We start from the raw sequence: 16,279 nt of genomic DNA on the forward strand, positions 1-16,279 counted from the left end.
GGGAGCTGCGGAACAGCCCCCGGTTAGCCATTACTGAAACTTGTACCCGAAGCGGACACCAACAAGACGGGGATCAGCAAAGGTTGCTGTTCCTGTGTTGAAATCGCCGCTCGGGCCAACGTTTGACAAAGTAATGTTGTTTTCAAGATTCTTAACAAAAGCCTGTGCGTACCAGTCTCTGTCAGGACTGTTGTACGTCATGGTCAGGTCTGTTTTGGTAAAGCCGGGCTGTCGGAAATTTGCACGCAGTGCACTGCTTAAGATTTCATACTCTGCACTCCAGCGGGTGTTCAGAGCGAAACTCAGCTCACCACCGCTTTGCATTTCCATGGTGTACTGATAACCGGCAGTAACGGTCCATTCAGGAGAACGCGACAACCGTTCGCCGGCGAAGCTCACACCTGCTTCCTCATCTAAAATCCACTCATCATAAGAAGCATCCAGTAATGTCACTGCTGCATTAAAACGGTGATTTACATCCGGGCGATAGAAAGTATCCAGTTCTGCACCGTTGATGGTGGCTTCTGCCGCGTTAGTGGTTACCTGACAAGGGCCGCCACATACATAACTTAACTGCGAAAGCTGCAGATCCTGATAGTCGTAACTGAACACGTTGGCGTTAATAGTCATCTTGTTGTTCAATACGCGGGTTTTGATACCCAGCTCTGTAGACGTCAGCGTTTCCGGGTCATAGTAGACTGCGGCTTCAGGCAGCGGACTGTTACAACCTGTTGCGCCTTCCACACAGCCGTCATTAAATCCGCCGGCTTTGTAGCCTGTGGCAATACTCCCGTAGAGCATGGTGGCATCACTGATATCGTAATCTACGCCAAGCTTCCACGTAGTTTTTGAATACTCACGGTCTGCGTAATTAAGCGAATCAGGTAGCGGATTGTCGTCGCTGGCCTCGAAGTTCAGCTCTTCGCCAAGGTTTTTGTGAAAAATCGTGGCACCGGCACGGGACTTTTGATCCTTCGTTGTGCGGATACCGGCAGTCAGGCGTAAGTCATCAGACACGTTGTAAGTCGCCTGACTGAAAAAGCCCAGCGAATCAGCTTTGGTAGGGTTTTGCGGAAAGCCGAAAATATAGCCGTCTTCACCCGGCGTCGGGTTGATCAGACCGATAATGTCGAGGCGGATCCCGGACTGTTCTTCAAAATAGTACAAACCCGCCTGGGCCAGCCACTTGTCGCTGTTATACGCTATACGGAATTCGTGAGACTGCTGCTCATAAGTACCTGAGAAAGGCCCGTCAACCCAGTAATCGGTTTTGCTTGCCGCATCGCCACCCAGCAATAGAGGTAACATTTCGTCACGGTCAAACTCGCGGTAGCTGCCAAGGTAGTTGAAGGTCAGCGCATCGTTTAACAGCCAGGTGAAATCCCCCATCACACCCCAGGTAGAGTTATCTGCATACACATCAGGGAAGTATCCGGCAGCCAGTGTTTGCTGATTATCTGTGCCGCGGTTTACATAGACAGGCGATACGCCCTCGCCGGTTTCTGTCGTCGACGGATCGGTGAAGGGTGTTTCAAAAAAATTGTGTACCGGTACAGATGCCATATTGTTGCCTTTCATCTGCGAGTAATCACCGCGAATCAGCAAGGTCATATCTTCGGTGAAGTTGAACAACCCTGACAGACGGATTGACCGGTTATCTTTGAAATCGGAGATATCGACAGCCTCAGTACCATCAAATGCTTCGTATTCGACATAGTTGTCGCGTTGATCGATATTCACTGCAGCACGGAAAGACACGCTGTCGTTTACCGGCATATTCACAATGCCGGTGAACTGGCGGGTATTGTAATTACCCAGCGTCATGTCAGCAGAGGCCTCAAAAAACTCATGGGGTTTGGCCGAAATAACATTTACCAGACCAGCAGTGGTGTTCCGTCCGTAAAGCGTGCCCTGCGGACCACGCAGTACTTCTACGCGATCTATATCGAAGAACGACACTTCCTGCGCCTGAGGTCTGGCAATGTAAATGCCGTCAAGCATAAATGCTGCAGAAGGATCTCCCTTCTCGGTGTTATCCGTACTGGTAACACCACGGATAGTAATTTGAAGTCCGTTGGTCCGGTCAATAGAAACGTTCGGAACCGTTTCTGCGAGCTGTGTAGGGTTGGTTATCCCCTGGTCACGCAGTTGTTGCGTGCCTAATACCGACAACGCCACCGGCGTTTTCTCTGCGGCAGTGGCGGTACGGTTCGCAGTAACCATAATTTGTTCGTATTCAGGCTCTTCCTCAGCGGTTACCGGCGCTTGCTGTGCAAACACCTGGGAATGGAATAAGCCGCCGGCGATAACTAAGCCAAGTGTTATTTTGTTTAATTGTTGTGGTTTCATTGTGTGTCCCTCAATCCTGTAACGGTTGTTTGATTGAGCAACGGCAGGAACGCTAACCGGCAGTTTGACTACCCATAACACTTTGCCGGTTGAAATCACTGCTGTTTTGCACCCGATATCCGCAGACAGTGAACATTTCCCGAGTCGTTGCCCTGAATAAAATACCACCAAAAGAGACATCGATGTCAATATTAAAAATAACATTTTTTTAACCAAAAACGATTGAATTAAACATTATTTATGTGCAATAAATAGCAAAATATCGCGTACAAACGCTTATACATCGCAGATTATGCAGTATTTTACATTCACATTCATTCTTTAAAAAATACGATTGTAAATTTTCTTAAAGAATTATGACATCGATAGACATTCAACTTCCGGCTAATACCGGAAGCAAGAAGTAGGGAGAGTTCATGTTAAACCGCATCTTACTGCTGGCATGTTTGCTGGTCATTCCTGCCGCACAGGCTGATGTACCTGAAACCCTTAAGCAGGATGCTATCTGGTACGGGGTAGCATATTACGATGAGTACATGCCCTACGATCGTCTCGATAAAGACATTGCCATGATGAAAGCGGCCGGGATAAATATGGTGCGCATAGGCGAGTCGACCTGGGGCACCATGGAGCCCCGTGAGGGTGAGTTTGATTTCAGCCATCTCGACAGAGTGCTCGATGCCATGCACAAAGCTGGCATCAGCGTGATTATCGGTACACCGACTTATGCCATTCCGGCATGGATGGCAAAGCAATACCCTGATGTGCTTGCAACCACCGCAGCCGGTAAGAATAAGTATGGCGCACGGCAGAATATGGATATTACCCATTCTGATTTTCGCCGGCTGGCTGAGAGAATGATAAGGGCCATGCTGACCCATGTCAGCGATCATCCGGCGATTATTGGCTATCAGGTCGATAATGAGACCAAGCATTATAAAACCAGCGGAAAACATGTTCAGGCGGTATTCGTTGAGCACCTGAAACAAGAGTTCGGCACTCTTGAAGCAATGAATGACGCCTTTGGCCTGAACTACTGGAGCAACCGCGTAAACAGCTGGGATGAATTCCCTGAGGTTCACGAATCGGTATACACCGCACCGGTAACATCAATCAACGGCAGTGTGACTGCCGCCTTTGCTGCTTTCCAACGCTCTCTGGTAACAGAATATCTGGCCTGGCAGGCCGGTATCGTAAATGAGTTTAAGAAGCCGGGCCAATTCGTCACACAAAACTTCGATCTCGACTGGCGTGGCTACTCTTATGGTATTCAGTCTTCTGTCGATCATTTTGAGGCAGCAGCAGCGATGGACATTGCCGGTGTGGATATTTACCACCCCGGCCAGCATCAGCTTACGGGCAACGAAATTGCTCTCGGGGGTGATCTTGCCCGCAGCATGAAAGACGGACAAAACTACTTTGTCATCGAAACCCAGGCGCAGGGCTTCCCGCAGTGGACGCCCTATCCGGGGCAGTTGACATTGCAGGCTTTCAGTCACATTGCCAGCGGTGCCAACATGGTGGCTTACTGGCACTGGGCTTCGACCCACAATGCCATTGAAACCTACTGGAAAGGCCTGCTAAGTCAGGACTATGCAGAAAATGCCACTTACAACGAAGCCCGCACCGTAGGCAACACACTGGCAAAACTGGGCGACAAAATAACCTCACTGAATAAGCAAAACGAAGTTGCCATCTTGTTCAGCAACGAAGCCCTCACCGCATTCAATGAGTTTTCCTTCGGCTGGGGCGCACCGCAAAAATACAATGACGTACTGCGCCCTTTCTATGACAGCCTTTACCGGGCCAATATCGAAACAGATTTTATTGATCCGTCAAACTTCGCAGACAAAGCCGCGAACTACAAAATGATTGTGATCCCCGCCCTGTATTCTGCCAGCGATACGCTGCTGGAAGCCATTTCGGACTACGTTAAAAATGGCGGTCATATTGTGGCGACGTTTAAACATGGCTTCACCGATGAAAATGTGAAAGTGCGTGCTTCAGTCCAGCCTGGCAACATGACTGATATTTTCGGCATCCGTTACTCGCAGTTTGTTCACCCTGAGCGCGCCTCACTGAACACCGCCATCATACCGGAAAGCATCGCCGTTGAACCACTGAAATGGTGGATGGAGCTGATTACCGCTGACACAGCTGACGTACTGGCAACTTATGAACACCCTGTTTGGGGCGACTATGCGGCTGTCACACGTAATCAGGCGGGAAAAGGAACGGCAACTTACATAGCAACGATGCCGTCAGACAACCAGATTGATGCTCTGTTACGCCAGGCGGCAAACGACGCCGGCGTCATTTTGTCAGACAACCAGTTCCCGGTAATTGAGAAAAAAGCAGTAAATCAGGCAGGCAACACGCTCCACTTTGTTTTTAATTATTCTGAAAACGAAAGTGAAGTGAAGATTGATAACCTGAAAGGTATGGATCTGCTGACCGGCTCTTCATTGTCAGGCCAAAGCCCCGTTACCCTGCCCCCCTGGGGAGTTGTGATAATCGAAGAAAAGCGTTAAATTTTGCCCTGAATGCGCTTACAATTGCTCAGAACAATAAGAAAAGTGGTCGGGCGCATTGTTTACCCGGGCATCCCGTACCCTACACGCGGAAGTGCAAAAGATGAGTAAAGCAACAATTGGTGATGTGGCAAAAGCCGCCGGTGTTTCAAAGAAAACGGTCTCCCGGGTGTTAAATAACGAACCCGGAGTGCGCAAAGAAACCCGTGATGCCGTTACCACCGCGATCAAAAAATTAGATTATATTCCTAACCTGAATGCCCGAAGGTTAAGAACCAATCAATCTTATCTGATTGGTGTACTGTATATCGATTATCCTACCAACTTTTACGGCAGCCTTATCCTGAACGGCGCGATAAAAGCCTGCGATAAGCTGGGCTACGATTTATTGATTCGTCCCTTTGCATCAGAAAATCCCGCAGGTGAAATTGCCACTACCTTGCGGCACATGGTTGAACGTTCCAACGTTGACGGATTCATTGTCGTACCGCCTTTGTGCGAAGATCAGGCTGTTATCGCAGCATTGGAAGAAACGGGCACGCCTATTGTCAAAATTGCATCTCTGGATGATACATCCTCGTATTGCCTGCACAGTGATGAGGTAGAGGGCGCACAACTTGCTGTGGAACACCTGATTAATCTGGGTCACAGCAAAATCGGCTTTCTCAACTACCTGGTAGGTCACGCAGCCGGTAAATGGCGTTACGAGGGCTATCAGCAGGCGCTGACAAAATACGGCATCAAAGAAAATCCGGACTGGGTTGCACAGTTTGTATACGGTGAGAATACGTTGGAACAGGCCTGCCGGAAATTGCTGTGTCAGGAAAACCGCCCCACCGCTATTTTTACTGCCAACGATGCCTCTGCGGCCGTGGTATACCGGATTGCCTCCCAACTGAAATTGCGTATCCCGTATGATCTGAGTGTAGTAGGTTTCGATGACGACCCTGCGGCCCTTAACCTGTGGCCACCGCTTACCACTATTAAGCAACCTGTTGCCGAACTTGGCTACAATGCGGCGACTATACTGATAGAACAAATCATCCGTCACCAGGCGAAACGTGAATTACCCCTTTCACCTTCTGAACTGGTCGTCCGTAACTCAACCGGTCCGTTGCTGGAGTAAGCACAATCAGACAACAACCTTCGGAACTGGAAAATGCATTAAGCCGCAAGTCCCGCTGTCAGTACCGGCTGATATGGATTCAGCTATTCACGTTACTGACTCTGGCGGTAGTGTTCGGTTACACCTGGCTGAATTTTGATGATTTGTATGTGCCTTACCGCAGCGCCTACCCTAATCTCAGCACGCTTTTTTCACCTCTTAACATGGTGGTAATTACTCTGCTGGTTGCGGTAAACGGATTTGCTGTCTATCAAATCCGTCATGCCCGTGAGCAACTGGCGATCAGCGCTTATGTTTTACTTAATAAAATGGTTGAACAGCAACAATCGTCTCATCCCGACTGGCTGAATGCTTTTCTTGCCGCTGCAGGACTTCCTGCAGACTATTCATTTGTTCTGCTTAAGAAAATGAAAATGCGGCATTTTATGACGATGTCCGGCGCTATCAATAAAGCGGTCAGCGAACACAAAGCCGCCTGGATTGCACTCAGCCGCCAATATTGACGTCGTCTGACCGTCTCAAACTTATCCATTAGACTAATATATTGCTACCGGTGGGCGATGCTGCTGGATCAGGTTTTTCTTTCAGGGTACATTTGTACCAGGTAAGGACGCCGCACTGTCAGGAGGAGCGGACAAATGGCAAAAGATAAGAATAATGATGCACCTCAGGCATCAACAGCTGACAAATCAGAATTAGGTCAGCTCCGTGAAATTTTGTTCGGCCAGTCCAGCCGGGATTTTCAGCAGCAACTCGCATCTCTGGATGAAAAACTGGAAAGTAGTTTTTCAGCATTGAATAAAAAACTGGAAAATCATGTGGCTTCGCTGAATAAAACCATTGAAACACAGTTTGCTGCACTGTCTGAACAACTCTCAGCCGACAATACGCAACACCAGCAAGCCCAGGAAAACCTGAAAGGCCTTCACGATACGCTGAAATCTGAGCTTGAGATGGCTGAAGCCGCCGCGCAGGACGACACCAGTAAACTGGAAAGCAAGCTATCCAAAGAAATGGATGCCATGGAAACCTTGTTCAACAAACGTCACGAAGCGCTGTTAGAGCGTTTGCAGCAAGTGACCGAAGAATTGTCTTCCAGCAAAACCGACCGCAAAACCCTGGCAAGCCTGCTGTCTACCATGGCCTCGAATCTTGCCACTGATCAACCCTGACGCCCATGAGCAATTTTGTGCCGCCAACGGATGAGGATGCGCACACAATGGACGACGTCAGGTCGTTAATCATTGGTGGGGATGAAAAATTCGTAGAAAATATTGTCAGACGCAATGCAAAAGGCATGGTGTCTGATGTGGTATCTGAAGCACTGAATGAGCGTGAGAGTCAGGATGGCTCAGTGAACAAAGTGCTGGTCCCCCTGGTCGAAAAATCACTGCACCGCTCAGTGGAAGCCAACAGTGATAAAATTGTCGGGGCACTCTACCCTCTTGTCGGCTCGCTGATCAGAAAAGCCGTATCAGCGTTTCTCATCGAATTCATTGAGCGTACAAACACCCTTATAGAACACAGCTTTTCAGCTAAAAGTGTGAGGTGGCGCTTTAAAGCCTGGCGCTCAGGTGTCCCCTATTCTGATTATGTTGCTTCGCAAATTTATCAATATCAGGTGCATCAGGTGCTGGCTATTCACCGTGAAACCGGCACCCTGTTAAATAGTGTCACCAGTCATCCGGGAAATGCGAAAGACGGTGACCTGATTTCTTCCATGCTGGTTGCTATAAGCGATTTTGTCGCTGATGCATTCAGTCAGGATAATCAGGCAGAAGAAACCGAACTGGGAGAAATTAAAACCGACGATTTTACCCTGCTTATTAAGGTCGGTCCCCAAGTGATTCTTGTCGCTGCTGTCAGCGGCCATGTGTCGCCACGCATGCGACATAAACTGCAGGACACTCTGGAAGAGTTTCATCGCTTTTATCAGTCACCACTGCAAAAATACCAGGGCGACAACGGTCCGTTCGCCACCAGCGATGCCATGCTGCAGGAATGCCTGATCAGTGAGCAAAAAACGACGCAGGAAAAGAAAAAACGGGCCGGTGCCGGTGCATTTATTCTCGCCGGACTATTGGTTGTTGCCGGCTATCTGGCATTTTTACGCATCGACCTTGCCATCACGTCATCCACCATCGCTAAGAGTGAGCCTCCGGCCGGCATTGTGATGCTGAACACACAAACAGACGGCAATCAGATTATTCTCTCAGTATTAAGAGATCCGGCGGCCACCGGGGTCGCGCAATGGCTTACAGGGCTCGACATTGACTCTTCCGTTGTCGACATCAAAGAAACGTCGTTTGAGTCAAAAGATGATCGTCTTATCCCGGCGAAAGTACAACAGCTGGCCTCGCGTTTTCCTGCACTGACGTTCACCAACGATGAACAGCTGGCACTGTCCGGCACAATCAGCACTGGTGAATGGCAACGATTCCTCCGCGCTCTGCACAGCATTGCGGGCATTGAAACCGTATTCCCGGATACCACCAAAGTAGTTCTGGAAGAAAGCACTCCCGTTAACGATGCATTAGCACTTAATGCTCTGGCCGGGTCTCTGGCAACCACACTGTCAGGTTACACGTTGTTCTTTGATATGAACCAGTCCCGGTGGTCGAAAGCGAATGATGCGACTATTGGCGATATTGCCCAAACTATCATTAACCTGCAAAATATCGCTGAACAATCAGGGCAAACCCTCAGTGTATTTATTCTCGGTGGCAGCGATAATTCGGGTACATCAGTCAAAAATATGCTATTGAGTGAATCACGTGCCCAGTCAGTGAAGCAAGCTCTGACTGAAGCGGGCGTGGAACACGCTGTGCTGCACACCAAAGGTTTGGGACAACTGGATTTAGCCCGCGGCAGTAATAGCCGGATGGTATTCTTTCATGCTCTGTTAACACCTGCAGAGGCTGGTAAAGGGAAGAAAACAGGATCAGAAGAAGGTAACCGTCAGTGATACAAAAAAAGATCTGTCTGCTAGGCCCGACCGGAGTGGGTAAAACCAGCCTGGTAAGACAGTTCGTCGATGGCATTTTTTCAGAGAAATATCTCACTACTATCGGCGTAAAAATCGACAAAAAAGAAGTCACCGCGCGCGATAAAACGGCCCAGCTGCTTATATGGGATATTGAAGGCGTTGACCGCTATTGTGGTTTTAATCCACGCTACCTGCGTGGTGCCGCAGCCTTTGTCATTGTGGTTGACCAGACCCGCTCCCAGTCGTTGCTTGAAGGTATGGATATTTATGAGTCGGCGCGGGCAGAATTTCCTGATACGCCGGCCTTTTTTGTCGTCAATAAAGCAGACCTTCCCAGTGAATGGTACTGGAGTGAAGACGAAGTCGCTGAACGGGAGAATTTGTTCAGTGCCGCCATTAAAACCAGCGCCAAAACAGGCGAAAATGTTGAGCGACTCTTTCAGGAGTTAGCGGAACTTACGGTGTAGATATGGACATTTTCCACCTCAATGCACTTGGCATCACGGACTGTGCATTATTTGAGCTGAATGAGCGTGATGAGCTGAATTGCCTCACACCAACGGTGCATTGGGTAACCGACCTTGTGAAGGTCAACGAACTGTCACTGGATATTGAATCCGTGCGCAGTCTGTTTCTCGAAGATTTTCTTATTGATGCCTGCGATTGCTGGGCAACTTCCCTTCCTGCAAATCTGACTTCAGGCTTCTGGACCGAAACCACAGAACATGAATCCCTGCGCCTTGAGGCTATCGCTATCAACGATGGAAAAGGCGGACGATTCCTGGCCATCAAGAACGTCAATAAAGAATTTGCCTACCGCCAGCAATCCCTGCAATCTGCCAGAGAATTACTGCTAACCCACCATGCGGTGATCAGCCAGCAGGATTACCTTACTGAAAAATTACAGAAAGCGCTGAAAGAAGCGCGGGAATGTAAGGGCCAGCAGCAGGCCATACGCCAGACAATTCACCATCTCAGTACAGGCGTGGTGATACTGGACGCCAACAAACAACTGTTTCTGGATAATGGCGTGGCACGACAGTTTTTCCGTGCACAGAATGCAGATGTCTGCGTTCACCGTTTGTTGCAACTGATAAAAGATGTTCAGCTGGATGAGATGTTTTTATCGACGCTGGAAGAAAGACAAACCGCCTGGCGCGGCGAAGTATTCTGGATGAACTCTCCTGATGGTGGCCGGTGGCTGCAACTTACCATCGCCCCGGTGATGCAGCATATTCATGTTTCTCACTGGGTATTTTTGCTGACCGACATGTCACATATCCAGCACACCAGTCAGTACAGTCCTGTGCAGCTGGACAAAGATTCACTCACTCAAACCCTTTCCCGTCAGGCATTGAAAAAAGAAATGACAGCCTGGGTCGAAAAGGACGAAAACTTTGGCCTGTTTGTCATTGATATCTGTGAATTCAGAAAGGTCAATGAAAGCCTGGGCTACCGCTCCGGCGACGATATTTTAAAGAGTGTGGCAAAGCGTTTACACGGCTTTGTTGGTGAAGAGGGCCGTCTGGCCAGAATTGGCGGCAACGAATTTGCGGTGATGACACCGGTGAGCGCAGGTAATGAGACTGCGTTGTACGATATCGCCAGAGGCATAACCGGTGTTCTCGAACACACCTACCTGTCTTTAGGCAGTATTCAAACCACCTTATCCACCAACATTGGCATGGCGACGTTCCCTGAACATGCCAAATCGCCCGAGGGTTTGATGCAGAACGCCGGCTACGCTCTGCAATTTGCCAAATACGCAGGTAAGAATAAAGTCACACTCTTCCACCCCATGCACAAGCAAAAACAGGTTGAACTGGCCGAAATGGAAGCCGCGTTTGCCAGAGCGATTGTAGAAGATACGCTGGATATTTACCTTCAGCCTATTGTCGACTTATCTTCCGGCAAGCTGCTCAAGTATGAAGCTCTCGCCCGCTGGAAGAGAAACGATGAATATGTGCCGCCGGATGTATTCATTTCGCTGGCGGAACGTTCTGAGCTTATTTTCCCCTTTGGTGAATGGTTGCTGGATAAAGTGTGCAGCACGGCCAGACGAATGATTCGCTATGTGCCTGATGTACGTATTGCCATGAATATTTCCGGCCGCCAGATCATATCGCAGGATTTCACCGGCAACATTCAGGCAGCGATTAAAAGACACGGTATTTCAGCATCTAACCTGGCCATCGAGATTACTGAAACCTCGTTCATCAACAATTTAAATACTGTTGCAGCGGTGCTGAAAACCTTGCGGAATATGGGTGTTACCATATCGATTGACGATTTTGGTACAGGATTCAGTTCGCTAGTTTACTTAAAACAGTTGCCTCTGGATGAGCTGAAAATTGACCGCTCATTTATCCGGGATGCCATGACCAGTGAAGGCGACCGGGCGATAATCAAAGCCATTTTAGGGCTTGCCGGTAATCTGAATTTGCAGGTGGTGGCTGAAGGTGTGGAAACCGGCGAACAACAACACTTCCTGCTTGATGAACAGTGCGTGTCCGGTCAGGGCTATTTATTCGACCATCCCTTACCGGTAGAAGAGATTGAAAAGCGCTTCGCAGCCGGCTGATCTGCCTGCTGCGAAGAACTGACTATACCTCTTTATAACCCGCCTATGCCCAAATGGCTGGCATGAAATTGCAGGTGTTCTTCGATAAAAGACGCGATGAAGAAATAGCTGTGGTCATAGCCTTCATGCATATTCAGCGTCAGTTGCGTATCACTCTTCTGAGCTGCATTAATCAGAGCCTGAGGCTTTAATTGTTCTTCAAGAAACTGATCGGCACGTCCCTGCTCCACCAGTAACGGAATGTAGTGTTGCTTCTCAGCAAGCAGAATGGCTGCATCATAAGCTTGCCAAGCTGATTTATCGTCACCCAGATAGCCGCCCAGCGCCTTTTCACCCCATGGGCAATCTGACGGATTCGCAATCGGACTGAACGCTGATACAGACACATACTGCTGCGGATTACGCAAGCCGATAACCAGCGCGCCATGTCCGCCCATGGAATGCCCGCTGATGGCCTTCTCACGTGTCACCGGCAGGTTTGCTTCAATCAGAGCAGGTAACTCCTTCGTGACATAGTCATACATCTGATAATGTTCATTCCAGGGTGCCTGTGTCGCATTAACATAAAAGCCGGCCCCTTTACCCATGTCATAGGCTTTGTCTGCATCGTCAGGCACATCATCTCCCCTGGGGCTTGTGTCCGGCGCCACAATCGCCATACCCAGCTCAGCAGCCATCTTCATTGCGCCGGCTTTCTGCATGAAGTTTTCATCAGTACAGGTTAATCCTGACAGCCAGTATAAAACCGGAACGGGATTTTCTGCGCTGGCAAAAGGCGGCAGATAAACCGCAAAGGTCATTTCACAATTTGTTGTTTTTGCTGCATGGCGGTAGCGGCAATGACGTCCACCAAATGCACGATTTTCACTGATTAATTCCATATTTTTCTCTATTGTGCTGCCAAATTACGTGTAAATCCTTATTTCCCGGTATAGGGTGTATCGGATTTTAGATCAACATCGTTTACACTAAGCACCAAAATTCAGAGGTGAATGACGATGCTTAAAGCTGTTGGCTATCATTTGCGTGGCACTGTGTCAGTGCTGGGCTATTTTTTCAATACGGTTTTCTGGTTTATCCCTATTTTTATACTATCCCTGTTAAAACTGCCACCGGTGCAGTGGTGGCGGCGAATAGTGTCTTATCCTCTGGATGCCTGTGCGACAGCATGGATAACCGTTAACAATCTCAACCAGCGTCTGCTCAGCCGCACCCGCTGGTCTGTTAACGGGATCAGCAGCCTGGCCCCTGACGACTGGTATCTGGTGCTCGCCAATCATCAGTCCTGGGTCGACATTCTGGTATTACAGCGTATTTTTAACCGTAAAATACCGTTTCTCAAATTCTTTCTGAAACAGGAACTTATCTGGGTTCCGGTACTGGGTCTGGCCTGGTGGGCGCTGGATTTTCCGTTTATGCGCCGCTACAGCAAATCGTTTCTGGCGAAAAACCCGCACCTTAAAGGCAAAGATATGGAAACCACCCGTAAAGCCTGCGAGAAGTTTAAGTCGAAGCCGGTAAGCATCATGAATTTTGTAGAAGGCACCCGTTTTACAAAAAGTAAGCATGACAGACAAGCCTCGCCTTTTATCCACCTGCTCAAGCCGAAAGCCGGCGGTGTTGCCTTCGTACTCAGCGCCATGGGCGAACAACTGCACAAGCTGATCGATGTCACTATCGACTACCCTGCAGGCGTACCAAGTTACTGGGATTTCGTGTGCGGTAAAGTAAAAGAAATTCGCGTAAATGTGTCGGTAATGCCTATCAAAGATATTGTGCAGGGCGGATTTTTCAACGACACCTACTTCACTGATCCCGCGCAAAAAGCCCGTTTTCAGCAATGGCTGAATGAACGCTGGCAACAGAAAGACCAGCACCTGGCTGCATTAAACTCAACACAGGCTCCGTTATGAGAAAGTTACTGGCGCCCCTGATATTTGTTATTCACACGCCGTTGCAAATTATCAATCTGGGGTTCTGGGCGTCGATCATTATCAGTTGCGGATTGCTCAAGCTGGTGCTTCCGGTACCGGCCATACGTCATTTGCTGATGGGCTTTATGCATTTTGCTATGCAGTGTTTTGGTTTCATCAGTGTGTTGCTGATCAAATTGTTTAATCCGGTAAAAGTGATTTACCGCATCGACGGCACATTATCAGTGGAGAACTGGTATCTGCTGATTGCTAATCACTTAAGTTACCTCGATATCATTCTGCTTATCGACTTTTCCCGTAAACGTATTCCGCCGCCCAAGTTCTTTCTTAAACAGGAACTGATTTGGCTTCCTTTCGTCGGTCTGGGCGCATGGGCGCTGGATATGCCGTTTATGAAACGGTATTCGCGGTCTTATCTGGAGAAATATCCTCACAAAAAAGGGCAGGATATTGATACCACCCGCCGCTCCTGTGAGAAGTATAAAACCTCGCCCACAACGGTCATCAATTTCGTCGAGGGCACACGCTTCACCCGCGCGAAACACCAGCTCAGAAAAAGCCAGTTTGCCCATTTGCTGCCACCAAAAGCTGGGGGAATTGCCTTTACACTTGCTACCATGGGCGATCTTTTTACCAATCTGCTGGATATATCGTTATTGTACCCTGATAACGAAGCCCATCCGATGATGTCCATGCTGAGCGGCCAGATGACCCGCATCATTATAGACGTCAACGTACTGACTGTACCGGTGGAAGCGCAGGGAGATTACTTTGCCGACGATTCATTCCGGAGCCGGTTTCAGCACTGGCTGAATGAGTTGTGGATAAATAAAGACAGCAGGATTAATCAGTTACTGGAGCCCTGAACGTGCAGATTGCATCTTCAATCAGAGACACCTTTGTACACACTATAAAAGACATATTTCCGGACCTCACCACAGATACCCTTTTATACAACACCCTTGCGATCTCCGGCATTCTGCTGGTTGCAGCGGTGTTTTATATTGTCAGTCGTATACTGCTGAAAGTGCAGATCGCCATGCTGGTGAAACGCAGTAAAAACAGCTGGGACGACGCATTACTGAATCACGGTTTCTTCCGGCGATTAACGCACCTTGTTCCGGCCATTGTGATTTTTCTGCTGACGCCGGTACTTATCAATGAAGAAAACCTGTTACACGGGTTCATGATAAAAACCTCCATGCTGTACATGATGATTACAGCGCTTATCGGCTTATTTGCCCTGCTGAACACGGTTCAGGATGTGTATAACGCATCTTATCTGGCCAAACGGGCATCAATAACCGGCTTCATTCAGGTCGCCAAACTATTCTTCTCAGTCATCGTATTGTTGCTGTGTGTTTCACTGATTGTCGACAAGAACCCGCTCCTGATCATGTCAGGCCTGACTGCACTGGCCGCGGTACTGTTACTCATTTTCCGTGACACCATTTTAGGCTTTGTGGCAGGTATTCAGATTGCAGCGAACCGGATGTTTAACACCGGAGACTGGATCCAAATCACCAAATTTGAGGTGGACGGAGAAATACTGGAAATCGGTCTGACAAATGTGAAAGTGCAGAACTGGGACAAGACCATTTCTACGCTGCCCAGCTATTCACTGACAACAGAAGCGGTCAAGAACTGGCGGGGTATGCAGGAGTCAGGAGGTCGCAGGATCAAGCGCTCGGTTTACATCGATATTCATTCCATCAAACTTTGCGACAGCAAGATGATGGCCCGCTTTAGTAAGATCCGCTACATCTCAGAGTATATCGATAAGAAAGTAAAAGAACTGCAGGCGTATCACAAAGACTATTCCATTGATGAGTCGGACCTGCTGAACAGCCGCCGACTTACCAACATTGGCACTTTCCGCGCATATCTGGAAGCCTATTTACAGAAACACCCCAATATTAATCAGTCACTGACTCTGATGGTAAGACAAATGCCCCCTAACGAGTTGGGGTTACCACTGGAAGTTTACTGCTTCAGTGCGAAGAAAGAGTGGGTTGCCTATGAGAAAGTACAGGCAGATATCTTCGATCATATTATGGCAATGCTGCCCATGTTCGATTTACGGGCTTACCAGCGGGACAGCCATTTAATGCTGGCCAGTCACTATGACGATGCCCCGGAAGCCATTTATGAAGGCAAAAGGGAATCAAAGGATAACGCTGACGGAGAAGAAAGCTCAGCGGGAGACCGTCCGCAATAGCAGAGACAGTTAAGGCTTGCCGTCACCGGCAAGCCTTAATCAATGGGAGTATCTGAAAGGATTTTCCGGCACAGAGTAAATCTGCCGGAAACATCAGGAAAGGGCGTATGCCATCAGTACGCAAACTACCAGGCCTGACACGCCGAAGAAACCATATTCAATTTTCTCCTGCATACCTTCCGCCCCGGCTTTAGCACTCATGAATCCCATGATAATACTGGACATACCCAGTACAAAAGCAATCAGGCCGGCGCCAAAACCAACAGCACTTATCCACTCACTCATCACATTACCCTTCACTGTTCTTTTCATTTTTAAACCTGCCTGTCGTACAGAGGACAAAGATCAGGTTTTCAGTCTGCTTGTATTATGCAACAAAATCCTGAAAATGCGTAATTAATCATCACTCAGTGCAAGGTCTGTTTGATCCTGGTCAATTACGCCACTTTATCGGATTTTACACTAATCCACAGAGTAAAAATGCGATCTCACTCTATTTAAAACATAAGCAAACCATTGATAAATAATGATTTTTAAAGTTGGCCTCAGGGTTG

General features: G+C 48.5%; 13 protein-coding genes. 10 read left to right on the forward strand and 3 right to left on the reverse strand.

The window, feature by feature from the left end:
• Positions 1 to 30: 30 nt before the first annotated feature.
• The gene (locus J3369_RS17380; protein WP_349589298.1) at positions 31 to 2,349 is read right to left on the reverse strand and encodes a TonB-dependent receptor; all 2,319 of its coding nucleotides are present in this window, start codon (positions 2,347 to 2,349) and stop codon (positions 31 to 33) included.
• 416 nt (positions 2,350 to 2,765) lie between these two features.
• Between J3369_RS17380 and J3369_RS17385 the strand changes: the two genes are divergently transcribed.
• From J3369_RS17385 to J3369_RS17415, 7 genes are all read left to right on the forward strand, one after another.
• On the forward strand, positions 2,766 to 4,880 hold the full coding sequence (locus J3369_RS17385) for a beta-galactosidase (protein WP_349589301.1): 2,115 nt from the start codon (positions 2,766 to 2,768) through the stop codon (positions 4,878 to 4,880).
• Positions 4,881 to 4,983: 103 nt separating this feature from the next.
• On the forward strand, positions 4,984 to 6,006 hold the full coding sequence (locus tag J3369_RS17390; protein WP_349589303.1) for a LacI family DNA-binding transcriptional regulator: 1,023 nt from the start codon (positions 4,984 to 4,986) through the stop codon (positions 6,004 to 6,006).
• A 110-nt stretch (positions 6,007 to 6,116) separates the two neighbouring features.
• Positions 6,117 to 6,509 carry a hypothetical protein gene (locus tag J3369_RS17395; protein ID WP_349589306.1) on the forward strand — a complete coding sequence of 131 codons (393 nt, stop codon included), beginning with the start codon at positions 6,117 to 6,119 and terminating at the stop codon, positions 6,507 to 6,509.
• A gap of 135 nt (positions 6,510 to 6,644) precedes the next feature.
• Positions 6,645 to 7,178: a hypothetical protein gene (locus tag J3369_RS17400; RefSeq protein ID WP_349589309.1), complete on the forward strand. Its 534-nt coding sequence runs from the start codon at positions 6,645 to 6,647 to the stop codon at positions 7,176 to 7,178.
• A 5-nt stretch (positions 7,179 to 7,183) separates the two neighbouring features.
• Positions 7,184 to 8,971 (forward strand): OmpA family protein, encoded by a 1,788-nt coding sequence (locus J3369_RS17405; protein ID WP_349589311.1) that lies wholly within the window; start codon positions 7,184 to 7,186, stop codon positions 8,969 to 8,971.
• Complete coding sequence (locus J3369_RS17410; RefSeq protein ID WP_349589314.1) at positions 8,968 to 9,459, forward strand: Rab family GTPase; 492 nt, start codon at positions 8,968 to 8,970, stop codon at positions 9,457 to 9,459. The genes J3369_RS17405 and J3369_RS17410 overlap by 4 nt, the downstream gene beginning before the upstream one ends.
• 2 nt (positions 9,460 to 9,461) lie before the next feature.
• Positions 9,462 to 11,573 carry a putative bifunctional diguanylate cyclase/phosphodiesterase gene (locus tag J3369_RS17415; protein WP_349589317.1) on the forward strand — a complete coding sequence of 704 codons (2,112 nt, stop codon included), beginning with the start codon at positions 9,462 to 9,464 and terminating at the stop codon, positions 11,571 to 11,573.
• A 32-nt stretch (positions 11,574 to 11,605) separates the two neighbouring features.
• Here J3369_RS17415 and fghA read toward each other — a convergent pair whose 3' ends face one another.
• The gene (gene fghA, locus J3369_RS17420; RefSeq protein ID WP_303574865.1) at positions 11,606 to 12,454 is read right to left on the reverse strand and encodes an S-formylglutathione hydrolase; all 849 of its coding nucleotides are present in this window, start codon (positions 12,452 to 12,454) and stop codon (positions 11,606 to 11,608) included.
• A gap of 117 nt (positions 12,455 to 12,571) precedes the next feature.
• Here fghA and yihG (J3369_RS17425) point away from each other — a divergent pair, with 117 nt between their 5' ends.
• From yihG (J3369_RS17425) to J3369_RS17435, 3 genes are read left to right on the forward strand one after another with little or no spacing between them, the layout of a single operon-like run.
• A complete protein-coding gene (yihG, locus tag J3369_RS17425; RefSeq protein ID WP_349589320.1) occupies positions 12,572 to 13,486 on the forward strand; it encodes a 1-acylglycerol-3-phosphate O-acyltransferase, YihG family in 915 nt (304 codons plus the stop codon).
• Positions 13,483 to 14,373, forward strand: coding sequence for a 1-acylglycerol-3-phosphate O-acyltransferase, YihG family (gene yihG / locus J3369_RS17430; RefSeq protein WP_349589323.1), 891 nt, complete (start codon positions 13,483 to 13,485; stop codon positions 14,371 to 14,373). Before yihG (J3369_RS17425) ends, yihG (J3369_RS17430) begins: the two co-directional genes overlap by 4 nt.
• 2 nt (positions 14,374 to 14,375) lie before the next feature.
• Positions 14,376 to 15,725 carry a mechanosensitive ion channel family protein gene (locus tag J3369_RS17435; RefSeq protein WP_303574868.1) on the forward strand — a complete coding sequence of 450 codons (1,350 nt, stop codon included), beginning with the start codon at positions 14,376 to 14,378 and terminating at the stop codon, positions 15,723 to 15,725.
• A gap of 93 nt (positions 15,726 to 15,818) precedes the next feature.
• On the opposite strand, the gene J3369_RS17440 is transcribed toward J3369_RS17435, so the two are convergent.
• Entirely contained in the window at positions 15,819 to 16,010 is a 192-nt protein-coding gene (locus J3369_RS17440) for a hypothetical protein (RefSeq protein WP_119503482.1), read from the reverse strand.
• Positions 16,011 to 16,279 lie beyond the last annotated feature (269 nt).

The sequence above is a fragment of the Alteromonas sp. NFXS44 genome (assembly GCF_040148705.1).
In the GTDB taxonomy this organism is placed as follows: domain Bacteria; phylum Pseudomonadota; class Gammaproteobacteria; order Enterobacterales; family Alteromonadaceae; genus Alteromonas.

Bases quoted from the DNA above. Each gene is read 5' to 3' on its own strand.
- J3369_RS17380 (WP_349589298.1), bottom strand. From the start codon at position 2,349: ATGAAACCACAACAATTAAACAAAATAACACTTGGCTTAGTTATCGCC.
- J3369_RS17385 (WP_349589301.1), top strand. From the start codon at position 2,766: ATGTTAAACCGCATCTTACTGCTGGCATGTTTGCTGGTCATTCCTGCC.
- J3369_RS17390 (WP_349589303.1), top strand. From the start codon at position 4,984: ATGAGTAAAGCAACAATTGGTGATGTGGCAAAAGCCGCCGGTGTTTCA.
- J3369_RS17400 (WP_349589309.1), top strand. From the start codon at position 6,645: ATGGCAAAAGATAAGAATAATGATGCACCTCAGGCATCAACAGCTGAC.
- J3369_RS17405 (WP_349589311.1), top strand. From the start codon at position 7,184: ATGAGCAATTTTGTGCCGCCAACGGATGAGGATGCGCACACAATGGAC.
- J3369_RS17415 (WP_349589317.1), top strand. From the start codon at position 9,462: ATGGACATTTTCCACCTCAATGCACTTGGCATCACGGACTGTGCATTA.
- fghA (WP_303574865.1), bottom strand. From the start codon at position 12,454: ATGGAATTAATCAGTGAAAATCGTGCATTTGGTGGACGTCATTGCCGC.
- yihG (WP_349589320.1), top strand. From the start codon at position 12,572: ATGCTTAAAGCTGTTGGCTATCATTTGCGTGGCACTGTGTCAGTGCTG.
- yihG (WP_349589323.1), top strand. From the start codon at position 13,483: ATGAGAAAGTTACTGGCGCCCCTGATATTTGTTATTCACACGCCGTTG.
- J3369_RS17440 (WP_119503482.1), bottom strand. From the start codon at position 16,010: ATGAGTGAGTGGATAAGTGCTGTTGGTTTTGGCGCCGGCCTGATTGCT.